At 68.9% G+C, this 19586-nt stretch carries 14 protein-coding genes; 9 read left to right on the top strand and 5 right to left on the bottom strand.

Features of this window, described 5'->3' with window-relative positions; genetic code table 11:
* Positions 1–4 precede the first annotated feature (4 nt).
* The 4 genes from mycP to eccCa form a co-directional block, all read right to left on the bottom strand.
* Positions 5–1402, bottom strand: coding sequence for a type VII secretion-associated serine protease mycosin (gene mycP, locus SMA5143A_RS21125; RefSeq protein ID WP_107464466.1), 1398 nt, complete (start codon positions 1400–1402; stop codon positions 5–7).
* Positions 1403–1428: 26 nt separating this feature from the next.
* Complete coding sequence (locus tag SMA5143A_RS21120; RefSeq protein ID WP_107464465.1) at positions 1429–2943, bottom strand: hypothetical protein; 1515 nt, start codon at positions 2941–2943, stop codon at positions 1429–1431.
* Entirely contained in the window at positions 2943–3497 is a 555-nt protein-coding gene (locus SMA5143A_RS21115; RefSeq protein WP_375136530.1) for a hypothetical protein, read from the bottom strand. The genes SMA5143A_RS21120 and SMA5143A_RS21115 overlap by 1 nt, the downstream gene beginning before the upstream one ends.
* Before the next feature lie 88 nt (positions 3498–3585).
* On the bottom strand, positions 3586–7548 hold the full coding sequence (gene eccCa / locus SMA5143A_RS21110) for a type VII secretion protein EccCa (RefSeq protein WP_107464463.1): 3963 nt from the start codon (positions 7546–7548) through the stop codon (positions 3586–3588).
* A 163-nt stretch (positions 7549–7711) separates the two neighbouring features.
* Here eccCa and eccD point away from each other — a divergent pair, with 163 nt between their 5' ends.
* The 6 genes from eccD (at position 7712) to SMA5143A_RS21080 (ending at position 14894) form a co-directional block, all read left to right on the top strand.
* Positions 7712–9181 carry a type VII secretion integral membrane protein EccD gene (eccD, locus tag SMA5143A_RS21105; protein WP_107464462.1) on the top strand — a complete coding sequence of 490 codons (1470 nt, stop codon included), beginning with the start codon at positions 7712–7714 and terminating at the stop codon, positions 9179–9181.
* Positions 9182–9393: 212 nt separating this feature from the next.
* The gene (gene rpsO / locus SMA5143A_RS21100; protein WP_030583699.1) at positions 9394–9681 is read left to right on the top strand and encodes a 30S ribosomal protein S15; all 288 of its coding nucleotides are present in this window, start codon (positions 9394–9396) and stop codon (positions 9679–9681) included.
* Positions 9682–10039: 358 nt separating this feature from the next.
* Positions 10040–12259 (top strand): polyribonucleotide nucleotidyltransferase, encoded by a 2220-nt coding sequence (locus SMA5143A_RS21095; protein WP_107464461.1) that lies wholly within the window; start codon positions 10040–10042, stop codon positions 12257–12259.
* Complete coding sequence (locus tag SMA5143A_RS21090; protein ID WP_107464460.1) at positions 12256–13635, top strand: M16 family metallopeptidase; 1380 nt, start codon at positions 12256–12258, stop codon at positions 13633–13635. Before SMA5143A_RS21095 ends, SMA5143A_RS21090 begins: the two co-directional genes overlap by 4 nt.
* A gap of 34 nt (positions 13636–13669) precedes the next feature.
* Positions 13670–14422, top strand: coding sequence for a 4-hydroxy-tetrahydrodipicolinate reductase (gene dapB / locus SMA5143A_RS21085; RefSeq protein ID WP_099970640.1), 753 nt, complete (start codon positions 13670–13672; stop codon positions 14420–14422).
* Between the two features lie 16 nt (positions 14423–14438).
* Entirely contained in the window at positions 14439–14894 is a 456-nt protein-coding gene (locus SMA5143A_RS21080; RefSeq protein WP_107464459.1) for a tetratricopeptide repeat protein, read from the top strand.
* 64 nt (positions 14895–14958) lie between these two features.
* On the opposite strand, the gene SMA5143A_RS21075 is transcribed toward SMA5143A_RS21080, so the two are convergent.
* Entirely contained in the window at positions 14959–15516 is a 558-nt protein-coding gene (locus SMA5143A_RS21075; protein ID WP_107464458.1) for a hypothetical protein, read from the bottom strand.
* 190 nt (positions 15517–15706) lie between these two features.
* On the opposite strand from SMA5143A_RS21075, the gene thyX reads away from it, so the two are divergent.
* From thyX to SMA5143A_RS21060, 3 genes are all read left to right on the top strand, one after another.
* The gene (thyX, locus tag SMA5143A_RS21070; RefSeq protein WP_107464457.1) at positions 15707–16447 is read left to right on the top strand and encodes an FAD-dependent thymidylate synthase; all 741 of its coding nucleotides are present in this window, start codon (positions 15707–15709) and stop codon (positions 16445–16447) included.
* 227 nt (positions 16448–16674) lie between these two features.
* Positions 16675–17574 (top strand): 4-hydroxy-tetrahydrodipicolinate synthase, encoded by a 900-nt coding sequence (gene dapA, locus SMA5143A_RS21065; RefSeq protein WP_107464456.1) that lies wholly within the window; start codon positions 16675–16677, stop codon positions 17572–17574.
* 168 nt (positions 17575–17742) lie between these two features.
* On the top strand, positions 17743–19428 hold the full coding sequence (locus SMA5143A_RS21060) for a ribonuclease J (protein WP_107464455.1): 1686 nt from the start codon (positions 17743–17745) through the stop codon (positions 19426–19428).
* Positions 19429–19586: the final 158 nt, after the last annotated feature.

The raw sequence follows: 19586 nt of genomic DNA, 5'->3' as shown, positions 1-19586 counted from the left end.
GTTGTCAGGAAGGCTGACCTGGCCCGCCCCCGCTCTCAGGGGGCGGGCCGGCGATGTTCCCCTGCGGTGGGCCGAAGGCGGGGTAAGGGGGCTGGAGAGGCTGGTTGTACGTGGGTGGCAGTGGGTGAGCGGGCGGGACTGTGCCGCGACCACGACGACCGCGGGCAACGAAGAAGGCGATCGCCGCGCCGAGGACAGCCGCAGCGCCGACACCCATGGCGATCCAGAGAAGCATGTTGCTCTGATCCGATTCGGAAGTGGTGGGGGCGGACTCGCTGGTCGTGTCCTGCTTCTCGCCGGAAGCATCACTGTCGGCCTTCGAAGTATCGGGAGAAGGTGACGGAGATGCCGACTTTTCGGAGGCGGCGAGGTCCGGGAGCGGCCACTCGTCGGCGGGCCCGGGGTCACCAGGGTTCTGCAGCGCGATGCGTGGACGGACAATGCCGTAACCGATGGCGTTGTTCCAGGTCCACTTTTTCTCGTTGCCTTTCATCGTGTTGATCAGGACACGCAGAACCTGATTGTTTGTCCAGGTCGGATGCTTCGACCAGATGAGAGCGGCGGATGCGGACGCGATCGCTGCGGCGCCACTGGTTCCATCGGACATACAGATCTGGGTACCGCCTGCGCAGGCACTAAGCAGGTCTTCTCCGGGAGCGGCAACATCGATCTGGGGTCCCCACTGGGAGAAAGAGCTTCGTTCGATCTTTTCATTGATCGATGCCACAGCAACCACTCCGGGTATGGCTGCCGGATAACCGGGGATATTGGCCCCATCGCCCTCGTTGCCGGCAGCAGCAAAAATCAACTTTCCTTTCGTGAGGGCATATTTGACGGCTGAGGAAAGCTCCGGTGTGTTTGCGTCGTCTTGGAAGCTTCCGCCAGATATGTTGATTACTTGGGCTTTGGAGTCTGCTGCATATCGGATTGCTGTAGAAATTTGTGCGGCATACGTGGCTCCGGATTTAGCATTCTCGAAACTGTCGCCATTGTTGAGTGCCATACGGATGGGTAGGATTTTGGCCCCCGGCGCAAGGCCATATGAGCCATTCAAGCTCCCTCGCCCGCCGGTGGCGGCGATAAGTGCGGCAATGTTCGTACCATGGCCGTCAATGTCGGTATTTTCATCCCCTTTTAGGCCTGAATAGTCCTTGCCGTCCAGAACCTGACCTTTCAGGTCTGCCAGGGAATCGTCGACGCCGGTGTCGATGACCGCTACGGTGACACCACGGCCGGTGGTGACCTTCCACATCTCTTCGGCATGCATGGCGTCGAGGTGCCACTGTCGCTCGCGGATCGACTCAGCGTGAGCGGGGGATTCAGTGATGCCTACCAGCAGTAGGCCGAGAGCAGCCGATATTGCCGAGAATGGCTGCAGTGTTCGCTTACCACTGGAGAGCATGTGCCTTCCTGGAAGGTTGTTTGGCCTCAGTCGACGACAGGTGGAAGGGTGCGGCGATTGCCGCGATTCCAAGTCTCCTCGTCTTCGACGAGGTAGTCGGGTCGTTCCCCCTGTGGCCGATCTCTACGGGTGTCCGAGGCAGGGGCATGGTGAGCAGATTTTCCTGCGCGGCCGACCGCCGAACCGTGTGTCGGATCGGGGGCACCGGAGGGACGCACCAGACCGGCTCCACCGGGCGTGAACGGGCGGGGCCCGGAGCGACCCGGCTGCGCTGGACGACCGCCCATCACTCCGCCGCCTTCAGAGGCAAGACGCCGTCCTCCGACTACGCCACTCTGGTGGACATTGGGGTTGCCAACCGGCATCCCAGGAGTCACACCGCGTCCCATCGGCGTACGGCCCTGTGTGCCGTCGCCGCCGATGACCGTTCCGCGCGGAAGGCCGCCCGTACGACCGGAAGTGGGTGGCACGGGACGGCCACCCACGATTCCGGTCTCGCGTGGCATGCGGGCCCCACCGCCGCTGGTAGGCCCCTGCCCAGGCAGAAGCGGAGGCCTCGTGGTCGAAGGAACCCGCCCGGGATTGGACTGGCCCGGTTGCTTTCTGCCGCCGTTGAAGGAATGAGGAATAGGACTGGGCTGTGTTGCAGGCGGGGCCTCAGCACGCTGGGCAGGGCCGTTGGAAGGCGGGGTAGGGAGACTCGGCGTGGATGCATCGGGAAGCGTGGACAAGCCGTCGATTCCCATGGAGACCGGTTCAGAGCGGTCGGCCGACTCTTGAGCCTGGCCATGCGGAGCTACTTGCGTGGTGGCATGCGGACTGGTGACTCTTCCGGTCCCGGTTTGTGTGAACACGGCCGGGCCGCCGGATGCTCCTTGGGAGCCGATGGGGGATACGTACTCAGCTTCTCTCCACCGGTCGTCCAGGCGCTCCGCCGGCGGCACAAACGTAGGCGGCGTAACCGAATTAACCTGCGCCGCCGACTGCTGATAAGTCTGCGCCAGCTTCCGCATCTGCTGCACGGCCTCGTAACGAGCCGCGTCGATCCGCCCCTGGGCCGCCGTCGCGTCGGACTTGGCGGTTTGGGCCAGTTGCCGGGAGTCCGGGTCGTTGCGGGCCCCGGGCTCCTTCGTGGACGCGAGGGACTTCTGTGCGGTGCGGAGGTCCGCCTGCGCGGCCGTGGTCTCGGAGGTGTCCGGCATGACCGCCTTCGCCTCCGCGATCGCCCGGGAGACGATGCCCATCCACCGGGACGCCACCTCGGCGTACTCCCCGAGGTGGAGCGTGGCGCTCGCCGTCTGCCCGCCCCACTCACGGAACGTGTCGCCGGCCTCGCCCTGCCACTCCAGGCCCTTGACGTACGTCATGAGATCGTCGCCGATCTTGGTGATCGTCGAGGCCGCCTTGGAGAGCTTCGCCGCGAGGTCGTAGGCGCCCTCGGAGTTGGCCGAGTCGAGCATCGCAGCGAGCTGCGCGTGGGTCATGGACTCGAAGTCGGTGTGCTGGGGCGTGGGCTGCTTCCGCTCGGGCTGCTCGCTCATTACAGGCCCTTCTCCCCTTCGCTGACCTCCGCTGCCTCCGCGGCCGGCTCTCCCTGCCGCGAGGCCTGCTGATTGCCTTGCTGAGTGCCTTGCTCCTCCGCCTTCGACCGGGCATACGGATCACGGTCGACGTCGTAGTACTTGTCGACCTCCGTGTTGACCTCCCGCATCCGCGCCTTGATGTCGTCGTCCAGGTTCTCGAAGCCCACCCGTGACGCGTGCACGGCCAGCCCCACGCCCTCGATCTGCGCGCTGAGCGCCTTGGAGAGGTTCTCCAACTCGTCGTGGACGATGGCGTACGACTCGTAGAGGAACTGTGCTTCCTTGAACTCGGCGGATCCCAACTGGGCCCGGGTGAGACGGTCCTGGCCGACCTTGTCGGGTGCGGCCTCGGACTTGCCCAGTTCGATCAGCAGGTTGTCGACACGCTTCTTGAACTGCTTCATGGCGTCGTGCTGGATGTCCAGCGCCATCTGCGGGTTCACGCCGTACAAGCTGTCGAAGGACTTGCCGGTGTCCGCAGCGCCCCCGCCCATGCCCCCGTCCGAACTCACTTCAGCAGCCTCCCCGTGCTCCCCGTTCGCCCCGTTCGCTCACGTCAACCAAGGCTTCACCCAACAGTGTTGGTCACTGTTCACCACTCTAATGGCGTTGCGGAAGCAAGCCCACCTGGATAAGAGGGGCTCCGCGCTTCCGCGACACGAACGTGCCCCGCCCCGGAGGCATGGGCCGCGCCCGCACGTTGCCGAGGATGTCGCCCTCCATCGGGTCGCCGGACAGGACGAGCCCCTGCGCGCCGAGCTCCTTCACCCGCTGCATGAACGACTCGTACATGGACCGCGAGGCCCCCGCCGCGTTGCGGGCGATGATGAACTTGACGCCCACGTCACGCGCGAAGGGCAGATGCTCGACGAGGACCGACAGCGGGTTCCCGGAGTTGGTGGCGACCAGCTCGTAGTCGTCGACGATGACGAACAGCTGCGGTCCGTTCCACCAGCTGCGGTCACGCAGCTGCTGCGGTGTGATGTCGGGCTTCGGCGCGCGCATCTCCATGAACTGCCGGATGGCGTCCATGTGGACGTTCATCGCGGACGCCATCGGCGCGTACTCCAGCAAATGTTCCTCGGAGACCGCCTCCAGCATCGTCCTGCGGTAGTCGCCGACGACGATCCGGGCCTCCGCGGGCGTGTAGCGCTCGGCGACCTGCTTCGCGATCAGACGCAGCAGGTTCGTCTTGCCCGACTCGCTGTCCCCGAAGACCAGGAAGAAGGGGTCCGTGTCGAAGTCGACGAAGACCGGCTCGAGGTTCGCCTCGTCGATGCCGATCGCGATGCCGTGCTGCGGGAACTCGAAGCCCTTGGGCAGCTGGTCGGCCGGCAGCCTGCGGGGCAGCAGGCGGACCGTCGGCGCCGCGGGACCCTGCCAGTTGCCCTTGACCGCCTGCACCAGCTGAGCCGTGGCGTCCGACAGGCCGTCCGCGTCCGACGAGGAGTCGATGCGAGGCAGCGCCGTCATGAAGTGCAGCTTCTCCGGCACCTGGCCACGGCCCGGCACACCCGCCGGTACGTTCGCCGCGACCCTGCGGTCGAACTCGGAGTCCATGACGTCACCCAGGCGCAGCTCCAGTCGGCCGAGGATCTGGTCCTTGAGCGCGGACCGCACCTCCATGTAGCGCGAGGCGGAGAGGACGACGTGGATGCCGTAGCCGAGGCCGCGGCCCGCGATGTCGTGCACGATGCCTTCGAGGCCCTCGTAGTCGCCCTTGAAGTTGCCCCAGCCGTCGATGACCAGGAAGACGTCGCCCCAGGCCTCGCCGGGCAGCTCACCGGCCGCGCGCCGACGCCGGTAGGTGCCGATGGAGTCGATGCCGCCTGCGCGGAAGAACTGCTCGCGGCGGTTGAGGATGCCCGCGACCTCCGCGACCGTACGCCGGACCCGTTCGGGATCCAGCCGGGAGGCGACCCCGCCGACGTGCGGCAGGTCCGCCAGGGACGACAGGCCGCCACCGCCGAAGTCGAGGCAGTAGAACTGCACCTCGTGCGGCGTGTGGGTCACGGCGAAGGAGCCGATCAACGTGCGCAGCAGAGTGGACTTGCCGGACTGCGGGCCGCCGACGACCATCATGTGGCCGGCCGCGCCGGAGAAGTCCCGGTAGAGCACCTCGCGCTTCTGCTCGAACGGCTTGTCGATCAGACCGAGGGGGACCGTCAGCCCGCCCAGCCGGGCGTACTCGGCGGCCTGCAGACCCCGATCGGCCGTCGAGGCCAGCGGCGGCAGCAACTGGTCCAGCGTCGGAGCCTGGTCCAGCGGCGGCAGCCACACCTGGTGGGCGGGCACCCCCTGGCCCTCCAGCCGCTGCACGATGACGTCGAGGACGGTGTCCGCCAGGGCGTCGTCCTCCTGGCGCGCCGGGGTCGGCGTCTGCGCCGCCGGGTCCGCAGCCGCGTACGTCACCGGCACCTGCGCGGCCGTGAACAGCGCGGGACGACGCTCGATCGGCGTCCGGTCCCCGGAGACCACGGGATCACCGGAGCGGTACGCACCCGACACGTACGCCGCCTTGAAGCGGATCATCTCGTCCGTGCCGAACTTCAGATATCCGGAACCGGGCACGGACGGCAGGTGGTAGGCGTCCGGAACACCCAGCGCCGCGCGCGACTCCGCCGCTGAGAACGTCCGCAGACCGATCCGGTACGACAGATACGTGTCCAGACCGCGCAGACGCCCCTCCTCCAGGCGCTGCGAGGCCAGCAGCAGATGCACACCCAGGGAGCGGCCGATGCGGCCGATCTGGATGAACATGTCGATGAAGTCGGGCTTGGCCGTGAGCAGTTCGCTGAACTCGTCGATCACGAGGACGAGCGAGGCCAGCGGCTCCAGCGGAGCACCCGCGGCCCGCGCCTTCTCGTAGTCGTGGATGTTGGCGTAGTTGCCCGCCGAGCGCAGCAGCTCCTGGCGCCGCTGGAGTTCACCGCGGATCGCGTCGCCCATGCGGTCGACGAGGGTCAGGTCGTCGGAGAGGTTGGTGATGACGGCGGCGACGTGCGGCATCTGCGACATGCCGGCGAAGGTGGCGCCGCCCTTGAAGTCCGCGAGGACGAAGTTCAGCGTCTCGGAGGAGTGCGTGACGGCGAGGCCGAGGACCAGCGTGCGCAGCAGCTCCGACTTGCCGGAGCCGGTCGCGCCCACACACAGACCGTGCGGACCCATACCGTCCTGCGCGGCCTCCTTGAGGTCCAGCATCACGGGCCGGCCGTCCTCGCCGACACCGATGGGCACCCGCAGGCGCTCCGGTGTCGACCGCGGCCGCCAGGCGCGGGTGACGTCCACGGAGGCGGCGTCACCGAGGCTCAGCAGATCGGTGAAGTCCAGGTTGGCGAGCAGCGGCTCGTCGTCGTTCCCGCCACCCATCCGCAGGGGGGCCAGCTGCCGGGCGAGCGCCTCGGCGGCGGGCAGGGACAGCCCGTCGGGAGTGCCCTCGTAGGCGACCTCGGCACCCGTGTCCAGCCACAGCCGGTCCGGTCGTACGACGATGGAGAGACCGCCCCGGGGCTGGTCGAGTTCGCCGGGGACCACCTCGATGATCGTGACGCCCTGCAGGCCCTCGGCGGCGGCGAAAGCGGAGGTCGGGGGCACGATCCCGCCGTCGAGGACGACGACGATGTGCGGCTGGTCCAGGACCGGCTGGCCGTCCCGGCTGAACCGCGGGCGGCCTTCGAGGCGGGCCGCGAGCAGCTGTTCCAGCTCACCGAGGTCGTCACCGAACAACCGCCGGGTGCCCGCGCCGTCGAACTGCCCGGCCAACTGGCTGTGCGGCAGCCACTTGGTCCAGTCCCAGCGGCCGACCGCGCTCGGCGCGGCGACCACGGCCAACAACAGATCGTCGGGGGAGTGCAGGGTGGTGAGCTGGGCGACCAGCGCGCGCGCCGCGGCCTGGGCGCACTCCGGCTCCCCGGACACCGTCACGTGGTAGAACGCCCGCATCGACACCGCGACCGGCAACCCGTCCAACTGGCCGTGCACGGCGAGAAACCGCTGCATGGCGCCCGCGCACAGGGGTTCGAGTTCGTCCACGGGCGCGGTCTCGGGAGCCACCAGAGGAGAGGCCAACTGCTGCGGTCCCAGACCGATCCGCGCCTGCCCGAAGTCCGCGTCCCCGACCCGGCGCTCCCACACCCGGCTGCCCTCGGCGACCACCGACCACAACTGCTCGGGAGAAGGGTGCAGATACAGCTGGGCGTCACGCTGCTTCAAGCCGGTCCTGCGCACCGTACGCCGGGTCTGCGCGAGATATTTGAGATAGTCCCGACGGACATCGGCCATTTGCCCCTGCGTACCGCGACGGTGCCGGACGATCTGCGCGATCACCATCGCGGCCGTCGACACGAGCATCACCACACCCATGATCCGCATGAACGGATGGGCGTTGGGGGAGGCGAAGTAGAACACCACCGACGAGCCCATGCCGAGCGTCGGCAGGATCTGCATCAGCATGCCCTCCTGCTGACCCCGCGGCAGCTCGGGAGGAGCCTCCAGGCGCAGCTCGTCGCAGGGCACCTCGGGCGGCAGGGTACGCGGTGGGCGCTTGATGACGATCTGGCTCACCGGTGAGTCAATCCCCCTATGCGGCCGAGCAGTTTCCTACCGGCACCCCCGTGGTGACGGTCACCCTCCGCTAGGCGGGGATCCTACTTGTCACCACTGACGGCACCTACCGGTAGGGTGACGCCCGCATCGTACGCATCCGCGAAGCAGGGGGTCAGTAAAGGTGAGTACGACCGCGACGACCGGGTTCTGCCGAGTCACTGTCGTGGCACCCGACAGCCGCATCGACGTCGCCCTCCCGGTGGACATCACCATCGCGGACATCTATCCGGAGATCCTGCGCCTGACGCGCCAGACCCAGCCCGTGGGCACTCCGACGGGCTACCACCTGGTGCGCCGCGACGGCACCACCATCGACGGCGCCCGCTCGCTCGCCGACGAACGCGTGCTCGACGGCGAGGTGTTGAGCCTGCGCCCCTTCGCCGAGTCGCTGCCCCCGGCCGTCCACGACGACGTCTCCGACGCGGTCGCCTCCGCGGTGGTCCGCGACCGTCACCTGTGGAGCGACGACCTGCTGCGCGTGGCCGGACTGATCGGCGGCGCCCTGCTCCTGCTGCTCGCCGCCTTCGTGCTCTGGTACGCCGACCCGGTCCGCCACGACATGAACGGCCTGCCCGGGATCCTCGCGGGCGGCCTCGGCGTACTCCTGAGCGCGTACGCGGCCGTGCGCGCCCGTGTGTACGCCGACCGGGTGGCCGCTGTGGCCATCGGGCCGGCCTCCCTGCCCCTGCTCTTCCTCGCGGGCTCGGGAATCATCGACCCGACGGCCGGACAGGGGCCGGGCAAGCTGCAGTTCATGCTGGGCTGCGTGGCGGTGCTGGTCGCCTCCGTCGCCCTGGTCGCGCTCACCCCCAGTGGGGACGCGGCCTTCGTGGCCACCACCTTCGCGGCGGCGGTCGGTGCCGTGGCCACGTTCGTGGCGATCCTCGCCGACGCCTCCGCGACCGACACCGCCGCGGTGTGCGCCCCGGTCGCCATCGGCCTGGTCGCCTTCCTCCCCGGCCTGTCGGCCCGCTTCGCCCGGTTGCCGATCGGCTACGCCTCCCCGCGCTCCGCCGCGTACGAGGACTTCGACCTCGACCCCGCCCAGAGCCCGGACACCGAGCCCCTGGACGCCGAGCGGATCGCCGCCCAGGCCCGGCGCGGCCACGAGATGCTGCTGGGCCTCGTCGGCGGCACCTCCGCCGTGGTGGTCGCCTCCACCGCCGTCCTCGGCTTCGCGGACGACCTGTGGGGCCGGTTGCTCGGCCTCGCCGCCGGGCTCGCCATGCTGATCCGCGCCCGCCTGTTCCGCTACACCTCGCAGGTGGTGTGCGCCCTCGTCGCCGGTGTCGCGGCCCTCGCCCTCCTGCTGGTCGGCCTCGCGCTCAACCCGCCGGCCGAGGCCCTGACGGAGTTCACGCTCCACGCCGACCGGGGCGCCCTGGACCTGCGCACCATCTGGCTCACGGCCGCCATCACAGCCGGAGCCGCGCTGCTCACCGCGATCGGCCTGATCGTCCCCCAGAAGGGCCTCTCCCCCTTCTGGGGCCGCCTCCTCGACATCGCCGAGGCGTTCGTGCTGCTCACCCTGATCCCGCTGTGCCTGGCGGTGCTGGGCGTCCTCACCCAGGTCCGGTCACTGACCGGCTGACCGCGCACCCCGCATCGACCGGGCCCCGGGCAGGACCGTCCTGGCGTGCTGGTACGCTGTGTGACGGCCGTCTGTGTACGCACCCCGCGGACTCCCTCCAGGGACCCCGCGAGGCAGCGCCGACGGATCCCGCCACCCGAGTCACAGAAGTCCCCCTGAGACGAAGACCAGGGGCGCTCGGTGGCATCGAAGAGACTCAGAAGGAGTATCGCGTGTCGCTCGACGCCGCTACGAAGAAGCAGATCATCGCCGAGTTCGGTACCAAGGAGGGCGACACCGGCTCCCCCGAGGTCCAGGTCGCGATGCTCTCGCGCCGTATCTCGGACCTGACCGAGCACCTCAAGACCCACAAGCACGACCACCACTCCCGTCGTGGTCTGCTGATCCTGGTCGGTCAGCGCCGCCGTCTGCTGCAGTACCTGGCCAAGAAGGACATCCAGCGCTTCCGTACGCTGGTCGACCGCCTCGGCATCCGCCGCGGTGCGGCCGGCGCCAAGTAGGACGCCGTGAAGGGAGCGGTTCCCGAAACGATCGGGGGCCGCTCCCTTTGCCGTACGTACGGGCCCTTGCCCTACGTATGGAAACGTGCGGAGTGTCACCGCCCCTTTGTAGTGTGGTAGCACAACGCCATATGTACGACACAGCGTGAGGACACCCGGGACGGGTGACCGCACGCGACCGAACGAGGAGAAGCGCACCACGCCGCCGCCGGTCCTCGGTAGTGGCCCCCGGGGCAGCGAACCCCGGGTGCTTCGATCGAAGACCGGCCCGCACCGCACGGAGCGCTTCTCCGCCACCGTCCCCCTGTCACACGGACAGCGCGGGACAAAAGACGACAAAGTAACGGAGAGATCGCTAGTGGAGAACGAGACCCACTACGCCGAAGCCGTCATCGACAACGGTTCCTTCGGCACCCGCACCATCCGCTTCGAGACGGGCCGCCTGGCCAAGCAGGCCGCCGGCTCCGCCGTGGCGTACCTGGACGACGACACCATGGTGCTGTCGGCCACCACCGCCTCCAAGAACCCCAAGGACCAGCTCGACTTCTTCCCCCTCACGGTGGACGTCGAGGAGCGGATGTACGCCGCCGGCAAGATCCCCGGCAGCTTCTTCCGCCGCGAGGGCCGTCCCTCCGAGGACGCCATCCTCACCTGCCGCCTCATCGACCGCCCGCTGCGCCCGTCCTTCAAGAAGGGCCTGCGCAACGAGATCCAGGTCGTCGCCACGATCATGGCGCTCAACCCCGACCACCTGTACGACGTCGTGGCGATCAACGCCGCCTCCGCGTCCACGCAGCTGGCCGGTCTGCCCTTCTCCGGCCCGATCGGCGGCGTCCGCGTCGCGCTGATCAACGGCCAGTGGGTGGCCTTCCCGACGCACTCCGAGCTCGAGGACGCCGTCTTCGACATGGTCGTCGCGGGCCGCACCCTGGAGGACGGCGACGTCGCGATCATGATGGTCGAGGCCGAGGCCACCGAGAAGACCATCCAGCTGGTCAAGGGCGGCGCCGAGGCGCCGACCGAGGAGGTCGTCGCCGCCGGTCTGGACGCCGCGAAGCCCTTCATCAAGGTCCTCTGCAAGGCCCAGTCCGACCTCGCGTCGAAGGCCGCCAAGCCCACCGGCGAGTTCCCGATCTTCCTCGACTACCAGGACGACGTCCTGGAGGCCCTCACGGCCGCCGTCAGGGACGAGCTCGCCCAGGCGCTCACCATCGCCGGCAAGCAGGAGCGCGAGTCCGAGCTGGACCGCGTCAAGGCGCTCGCCGCCGAGAAGCTGCTCCCGCAGTTCGAGGGCCGCGAGAAGGAGATCTCCGCCGCGTACCGCTCGCTGACCAAGTCCCTGGTCCGTGAGCGCGTCATCAAGGAGAAGAAGCGCATCGACGGCCGTGGCGTCACGGACATCCGTACGCTCGCCGCCGAGGTCGAGGCCATCCCGCGTGTGCACGGCTCCGCCGTGTTCGAGCGTGGCGAGACCCAGATCCTGGGCGTCACCACCCTCAACATGCTCCGCATGGAGCAGCAGCTCGACACCCTGTCGCCGGTGACGCGCAAGCGCTACATGCACAACTACAACTTCCCGCCGTACTCCACCGGCGAGACGGGCCGCGTCGGCTCCCCGAAGCGCCGCGAGATCGGCCACGGCGCCCTCGCCGAGCGCGCCCTCGTCCCGGTCCTGCCGACGCGCGAGGAGTTCCCCTACGCGATCCGCCAGGTCTCCGAGGCGCTCAGCTCGAACGGCTCGACCTCCATGGGCTCGGTCTGCGCCTCCACCATGTCGCTGCTGAACGCCGGTGTGCCGCTGAAGGCCCCCGTCGCCGGTATCGCCATGGGCCTGATCTCCCAGGAGATCGACGGCGAGACGCACTACGTCACCCTCACCGACATCCTCGGTGCGGAGGACGCCTTCGGCGACATGGACTTCAAGGTCGCCGGCACCAAGGAGTTCGTCACCGCCCTCCAGCTCGACACCAAGCTGGACGGCATCCCGGCCTCCGTCCTGGCCGCCGCCCTCAAGCAGGCCCGTGACGCCCGCCTCCACATCCTCGACGTGATGATGGAAGCGATCGACACCCCGGACGAGATGTCCCCCAACGCCCCGCGGATCATCACCGTCAAGATCCCCGTGGACAAGATCGGCGAGGTCATCGGCCCCAAGGGCAAGATGATCAACCAGATCCAGGAGGACACCGGCGCCGAGATCACGATCGAGGACGACGGCACCATCTACATCGGTGCCGCCGACGGCCCGGCCGCCGAGGCCGCCCGCGCCACGATCAACGGCATCGCCAACCCGACCATGCCGGAGGTCGGCGAGCGCTACCTGGGCACCGTCGTGAAGACGACGACCTTCGGCGCGTTCGTGTCGCTGCTCCCGGGCAAGGACGGTCTGCTGCACATCTCGCAGATCCGCAAGCTCGCCGGCGGCAAGCGCGTGGAGAACGTCGAGGACGTCCTCGGTGTGGGCGCCAAGGTCCAGGTCGAGATCGCCGAGATCGACTCCCGCGGCAAGCTCTCCCTCATCCCCGTGATCGAGGGCGAAGAGGGCTCGGACGAGAAGAAGGACGACGCCGACAAGTGACGTCGCGTAGCTCCAAGGCGACGGCCCGCACCTCCACGGAGGCGCGGGCCGTCGCCCGTACCCAAACCCTGATCAAGGGCGCCGGCGGCATCGGCACGGTCCGCAGGACCACCCTCCCGGGCGGCCTGCGCATCGTCACCGAGACCCTGCCGTCGGTGCGGTCCGCCACCTTCGGCATCTGGGCCCACGTCGGCTCGCGCGACGAGACGCCCGCTCTGAACGGCGCCACGCACTACCTGGAGCACCTGCTCTTCAAGGGCACGACCCGGCGCAGCGCGCTCGACATATCGTCCGCGATCGACGCGGTCGGCGGCGAGATGAACGCGTTCACCGCGAAGGAGTACACGTGCTACTACGCACGCGTGCTCGACTCCGACCTGCCCCTCGCCATCGACGTCGTCTGCGACATGCTCACCGGCTCCCTGATCCGTGAGGAGGACGTCGACGTCGAACGCGGCGCCATCCTCGAAGAGATCGCGATGACCGAGGACGACCCGGGCGACTGTGTGCACGACCTGTTCGCCCACACCATGTTCGGCGACACCCCCCTCGGCCGCCCCGTCCTCGGCACGGTCGACACGGTCAACGCCCTCACCGCCGACCGCATCCGCCGCTTCTACAAGAAGCACTACGACCCCACCCACCTCGTGGTCGCCTGCGCCGGCAACGTCGACCACAACAAGGTCGTACGACAGGTCCGCGCGGCCTTCGAGAAGGCCGGTGCCCTCACCCGGACCGACGCCACCCCGATCGCCCCGCGTGAGGGCCGGCGCAGCCTCCGCACGGCCGGGCGCGTCGAGCTGATCGGCCGCAAGACCGAGCAGGCCCATGTCGTCCTCGGCATGCCCGGCCTCGCCCGCACCGACGAGCGCCGCTGGGCCCTCGGCGTCCTCAACACCGCGCTCGGCGGCGGCATGTCCTCCCGCCTCTTCCAGGAGGTCCGGGAGAAGCGCGGCCTCGCCTACAGCGTGTACTCGTACACGTCCGGCTTCGCCGACTGCGGCCTCTTCGGCGTCTACGCGGGCTGCCGCCCCTCCCAGGTCCACGACGTGCTCAAGATCTGCCGCGACGAGCTGGACCAGGTCGCCGAGCACGGACTGCCCGACGAGGAGATCGACCGGGCCATCGGCCAGTTGAAGGGCTCCACCGTCCTCGGCCTGGAGGACACCGGCGCCCTCATGAACCGCATCGGCAAGAGCGAGCTGTGCTGGGGCGAGCAGATGTCCGTCGACGAGATGCTGACCCGGATCGCCCTGGTGACACCGGACGAGGTCCGGGCCGTGGCCCGCGACGTCCTCGGGCAGCGCCCCTCCCTGTCGGTGATCGGCCCGCTCAAGGACAAACAGGCGTCCCGACTCCACGACACCGTCGCCTGACCCCTCCCACAAGGCCCAGAAGGAAGCAAGACAGATGAGCAAGCTGCGCGTGGCGGTCCTCGGTGCCCAGGGCCGTATCGGCTCCGAGGCGGTCAAGGCCGTCGAGGCCGCCGAGGACATGGAACTGGTCGCCGCTCTGAGCCGGGGCGACAAGCTGGAGACCCTCACCGAGCAGGGCGCCCAGGTCGCCGTGGAACTGACCACGCCCGCCTCGGTCATGGACAACCTCGACTTCTGCGTCCGCAACGGCATCCACGCGGTCGTCGGCACCACGGGCTGGACGGACGAGCGTCTCGCGCAGCTGAAGGGCTGGCTGGACGGCTCCCCGGAGACCGGTGTGCTCATCGCGCCCAACTTCTCCATCGGGGCCGTCCTCACCATGAAGTTCGCGCAGATCGCCGCGCCCTACTTCGAGTCCGTCGAGGTCGTCGAGCTGCACCACCCGAACAAGGTCGACGCCCCCAGCGGCACCGCCACCCGCACCGCCCAGCTCATCGCCGAGGCCCGCCGCGCCGCCGGCACCGCCCCGGCACCGGACGCCACGGCCACGGGCCTGGACGGCGCGCGGGGCGCCGACGTCGACGGCGTCCCCGTCCACGCGGTACGCCTGCGGGGCCTCCTCGCCCACCAGGAGGTGCTGCTCGGCGGCGAGGGCGAGACCCTGACGGTCCGCCATGACTCCCTGCACCACAGCTGCTTCATGCCGGGCATCCTGCTCGGCGCCCGCCGCGTGGTGCAGACCCCGGGCCTCACCTTCGGTCTCGAACACTTCCTCGACCTGGGCTGATCGGCCGGCACCCACCATGCGCGCGAAGATCACCTACGCCGTCACGGCAGCCGTCCTGGTCGTCTACTTCGTCCTGGTCGGTAGCCGCGGGGTCATGCTCATCGAGACCGGCACCCCGATCACGATCGCCTTCGGCGTCGCCGTCCTCGTCCTGCCCGCGATCGGCATCTGGTTCCTGTGGAAGAACACCCAGTTCGTCCGCAGGGCCAACCAGCTCGCCGCCGAACTCGACGCCGAAGGCGGCCTGCCCGTCGACGAGTTGAAGCGCACCCCGAGCGGCCGCATCGACCGCGCCTCGGCCGACGAGGTCTTCGCGCAGCGCAAGGCGGAGACCGAGGACGCCCCCGACGACTGGCGCACCTGGTTCCGTCTCGCCGTCGCCTACCACGACGCCCGCGACACCCCGCGGGCCCGCAAGGCGATGCAGCGCGCCATCGCCCTCCACGACGGCAAGCCGATCCCGACCGCCTGACATCCCGCCGACGGGTGAGGGGCCGGACCGCACACGCGGTCCGGCCCCTCACCCGTTCGGTCTACTACGCGACGCGTCCGTACGCGGCCGCCCAGGCCCCGATCGTGTCGGCCGCCCGGTCGAATGCCTCCGTACGCGCCAGGAAGTCGGCGTTGTGGCTGGTCATCAGCGGCGTCACATACTCCTGGACCCGGTCCCTGCGCACCAGGAGCAGCGCCTGCCCCTGCACAGACCGCGGCAGCCCGAGCCACCGCACCGGCTGCTGCACCGTACGCACGGACACGGTCGGCTCCCAGGACGCCGTACGCGTCCGGAAGAAGCTCACCTGGCGCACGCCCCGCGCACTCACCCAGATGCCGACCCGGAGCAGCCGCAGGGTGCAGGCGATGATCAGCAGCGCCGCCCCGAAGCACAGCGCGCCCGCCTGCGCCGTCTCGGCCGCCGCGATGATGACCGCCGCGACCAGCACGTACGACGCGAGCAGCAGCAGGAGCGCGGCCGCGCCGACCCGCCACGGGCCGGGACGGTAGGGCCGCCGCCAGCGGTCGCGGTCGTCGAACGGCAGCGCCTCGTCCACCGCCTGGTCGAAGGCGCGATCGGCGGTCAGGAAGGGCAGGGGCACGGCTGATCCTCACTCGATCCACGCACACGTTGTGCCGGGTGAGGCTACCGAGCCGGCCCCGGGCCCACCACTCTCGGGGGGCCGACGGGAGGCACAAGGCGGTACAACTCAGGCCATCCGCCCCCTTGTCGGTGGCGGCCCGTAGAGTGGGCGCCGCCCGAGAGCAGCAATGGGAAGGACCTTTCGAGCCGTGACCGACACCCCCGCCGACGATCTCAAGCCCAGCTTCCGCAGCGATGTCACCGTCGAGCTGGTCAAGCACAGCGCGTCCGACTCCGACGTCCTGTGGGCGGCCCGCGTCTCCACGGCCGGCGAGCAGTCGCTGGACGAGCTGAAGAAGGACCCGGAGCGCTCCAAGGGCCTCATCAACTACCTCATGCGGGACCGGCACGGCAGCCCCTTCGAGCACAACTCGATGACCTTCTTCATCAGCGCCCCGATCTTCGTCTTCCGCGAGTTCATGCGCCACCGCGTGGGCTGGAGCTACAACGAGGAGAGCGGCCGCTACAGGGAGCTCCAGCCCGTCTTCTACGTCCCCGACGAGTCCCGCAAGCTCGTCCAGGAGGGCCGCCCCGGCAAGTACGTCTTCGTCGAGGGCACCCAGGCCCAGCAGGAGCTGGTCGGCCGGATCACGGAGGACGCGTACGTCCACGCCTACGAGGCGTACCAGGAGATGCTCGGCGCCGGCGTCGCCCGCGAGGTCGCCCGTACGGTCCTCCCGGTCGGCCTGTACTCCTCGATGTACGCCACGTGCAACGCGCGCTCGCTGATGCACTTCCTCGGCCTGCGCACCCAGCACGAGCTGGCGAAGGTGCCGTCCTTCCCGCAGCGGGAGATCGAGATGGTCGGCGAGAAGATGGAGGCCGCGTGGGCCGAGCTCATGCCGCTGACCCACGCCGCCTTCAACGCCAACGGTCGCGTCGCCCCCTGAGGCGCGGACACGTCGATGAGCAGATGTGTTTCGGCCAGGCACAGATGTACGGGTCAGCCGAGCGAAGTGTCCGTATTGCGGCATTTCGCGAAGTTCATCTAGCCTGATCAAACGGACCCGGCACTGCTTGAACCCCCGAGCAGGCAGTGCCGGGCTCCGCATTTGTCCTGACTTTTCCCGGCCCCCTAGGGCAGACCGCGCCCTGAGCAACGAGTAGCGTGTTACCCATGGCTCCGACCTCGACTCCGCAGACCCCCTTCGGGCGGGTCCTCACCGCCATGGTCACGCCCTTCACGGCGGACGGCGCACTCGACCTCGACGGCGCGCAGCGGCTCGCCACCCACCTGGTGGACGCAGGCAACGACGGCCTGGTGATCAACGGGACCACCGGTGAGTCCCCCACCACCAGTGACGCGGAGAAATCGGACCTGGTACGAGCCGTCCTGGAGGCCGTGGGTGACCGCGCCCACATCCTCGCCGGCGTCGGCACGAACGACACCCACCACAGCATCGAGCTGGCCCGCACCGCCGAGCGGGTCGGCGCGCACGGCCTCCTCGTCGTCACGCCGTACTACAACAAGCCCCCGCAGGAGGGCCTGTACCGCCACTTCAGGGCCATCGCGGACGCCGCCGACCTTCCGGTCATGCTCTACGACATCCCGGGCCGCAGCGGCGTCCCCATCGACACCGAGACGATCGTCCGCCTCGCCGAGCACCCGCGGATCGTCGCCAACAAGGACGCCAAGGGCGACCTCGGCCGCGCCAGCTGGGCCATCGCCCGCTCGGGCCTGGCCTGGTACTCCGGCGACGACATGCTGAACCTGCCGCTGCTCTCCGTGGGCGCGGTCGGCTTCGTCTCCGTCGTGGGCCACGTCGTCACCCCGGAGCTGCGCAGCCTCGTCGAGGCGTACGTCTCCGGAGACGTCCAGAAGGCCACCGAGATCCACCAGAAGCTGCTCCCGGTCTTCACGGGCATGTTCCGCACCCAGGGCGTGATGACCACGAAGGCGGCGCTCGCCCTCCAGGGACTGCCCGCCGGACCGCTGCGCGCCCCCATGGTCGAGCTCTCGCCCGAGGAGACCGCCCAGCTCAAGATCGATCTTGCTGCCGGCGGGGTACAGCTCTAACACCAGACTTCGCGCGGCGCGACCTGGCATCGCACAGTGCGGCACCCGACTTCACAACTGAATACGCAGGACGCGAGTGCCTGCATCCCATACACAACTGCTTATGCACGAACGTCACGCGCGCCACGTGCCACGGAGGCACGTGGCGCGCGTGGTGAGGAGAGTCTTTTGAGTCATCCGCATCCTGAACTGGGCTCGCCCCCGCCCCTGCCCGAAGGTGGCCTGCGGGTCACCCCGCTCGGCGGCCTCGGCGAGATCGGCCGGAACATGACCGTCTTCGAGTACGGCGGCCGACTGCTGATCGTCGACTGCGGAGTGCTCTTCCCCGAGGAGGAGCAGCCCGGAATCGACCTGATCCTGCCGGACTTCTCGTCCATCCGGGACCGCCTCGACGACATCGAGGGCATCGTCCTGACGCACGGCCACGAGGACCACATCGGTGGTGTCCCGTATCTGCTGCGCGAGAAGCCCGACATCCCGCTGATCGGCTCCAAGCTGACCCTCGCCCTCATCGAGGCCAAGCTCCAGGAGCACCGCATCCGCCCGTACACCCTCGAGGTGGCGGAGGGGAACCGCGAGCGCATCGGCCCCTTCGACTGCGAGTTCGTCGCGGTCAACCACTCGATCCCCGACGCCCTGGCCGTGGCGATCCGCACGCCCGCGGGCATGGTCGTCCACACCGGCGACTTCAAGATGGACCAGCTCCCGCTGGACAACCGTCTGACCGATCTCCACGCGTTCGCCCGGCTGAGCGAGGAGGGCATCGACCTCCTCCTCTCCGATTCGACCAACGCCGAGGTCCCGGGGTTCGTTCCCCCGGAGCGCGACATCTCCAACGTTCTGCGCCAGGTCTTCGCGGGAGCCCGGAAGCGGATCATCGTGGCCAGCTTCGCCAGCCACATCCACCGCATCCAGCAGATCCTCGACGCGGCTCACGAGTACGGCCGCCGGGTCGCCTTCGTCGGCCGCTCGATGGTTCGGAACATGGGCATCGCCAGGGATCTGGGTTATCTGCGGGTTCCGCCGGGTCTGGTCGTGGACGTCAAGACCCTCGACGACCTCCCGGACCACGAGATCGTCCTCGTCTGCACCGGATCACAGGGCGAGCCGATGGCGGCCCTGTCCCGCATGGCCAACCGGGACCACCAGATCCGCATCGTCCAGGGCGACACGGTGATCCTGGCCTCGTCGCTGATCCCCGGCAACGAGAACGCGGTCTACCGCGTCATCAACGGCCTGACCCGCTGGGGCGCGAACGTCGTCCACAAGGGCAACGCCAAGGTCCATGTCTCCGGACACGCCTCGGCCGGCGAACTGCTGTACTTCTACAACATCTGCCGCCCGAAGAACCTGATGCCGGTCCATGGCGAATGGCGCCATCTGCGGGCCAACGCCGAGCTGGGTGCCTTGACCGGCGTCCCGCACGACCGCATCGTCATCGCCGAGGACGGCGTAGCCGTCGACCTCATCGAGGGCAAGGCCAGGATCTCCGGCAAGGTCCAGGCGGGTTATGTCTACGTCGACGGCCTCTCGGTCGGCGATGTCGGCGAGCCGGCCCTGAAGGACCGCAAGATCCTGGGCGACGAGGGCATCATCTCCGTCTTCGTGGTCGTGGACGCCTCCACCGGCAAGATCACCGGTGGCCCGCACATCCAGGCCCGAGGCTCCGGTATCGAGGACTCCGCCTTCGGGGACGTCGTCCCGAGGATCACCGAAGTACTGGAGCGTTCGGCGCAGGACGGGGTCGTCGAGCCCCACCAGCTGCAGCAACTCATCCGACGCACCCTGGGCAAGTGGGTCTCGGACACGTACCGACGCAGGCCGATGATCCTGCCTGTGGTGGTTGAGGTCTGACCCTCCGTCAGCGCCTGACTGGGAGCGGGGCTCCTCGATTTGCATCGGGGCGCCCCGCTCCAGTACGTTTACGGCTCCGCCCAGGGGGGAACCCGACGCAACTGTGCGTCAGGAACCACCCGGACCGGGCGGGAATTCCGACTCAGAACTTCTGATAA

Origin of the sequence: Streptomyces sp. MA5143a, from assembly GCF_900290235.1 — a bacterium.
Taxonomy (GTDB): domain Bacteria; phylum Actinomycetota; class Actinomycetes; order Streptomycetales; family Streptomycetaceae; genus Streptomyces.
Note: the sequence above shows the minus strand (reverse complement) of the source record. Positions and strands in the feature narration are given on the sequence as shown.

What these genes read in the sequence shown, in the direction of transcription:
- SMA5143A_RS21080 (WP_107464459.1), top strand. Translation starts at nt 14,439, where the DNA reads ATGCGCGCGAAGATCACCTACGCCGTCACGGCAGCCGTCCTGGTCGTC.
- SMA5143A_RS21120 (WP_107464465.1), bottom strand. Translation starts at nt 2,943, where the DNA reads ATGAGCGAGCAGCCCGAGCGGAAGCAGCCCACGCCCCAGCACACCGAC.
- mycP (WP_107464466.1), bottom strand. Translation starts at nt 1,402, where the DNA reads ATGCTCTCCAGTGGTAAGCGAACACTGCAGCCATTCTCGGCAATATCG.
- dapB (WP_099970640.1), top strand. Translation starts at nt 13,670, where the DNA reads ATGAGCAAGCTGCGCGTGGCGGTCCTCGGTGCCCAGGGCCGTATCGGC.
- dapA (WP_107464456.1), top strand. Translation starts at nt 16,675, where the DNA reads ATGGCTCCGACCTCGACTCCGCAGACCCCCTTCGGGCGGGTCCTCACC.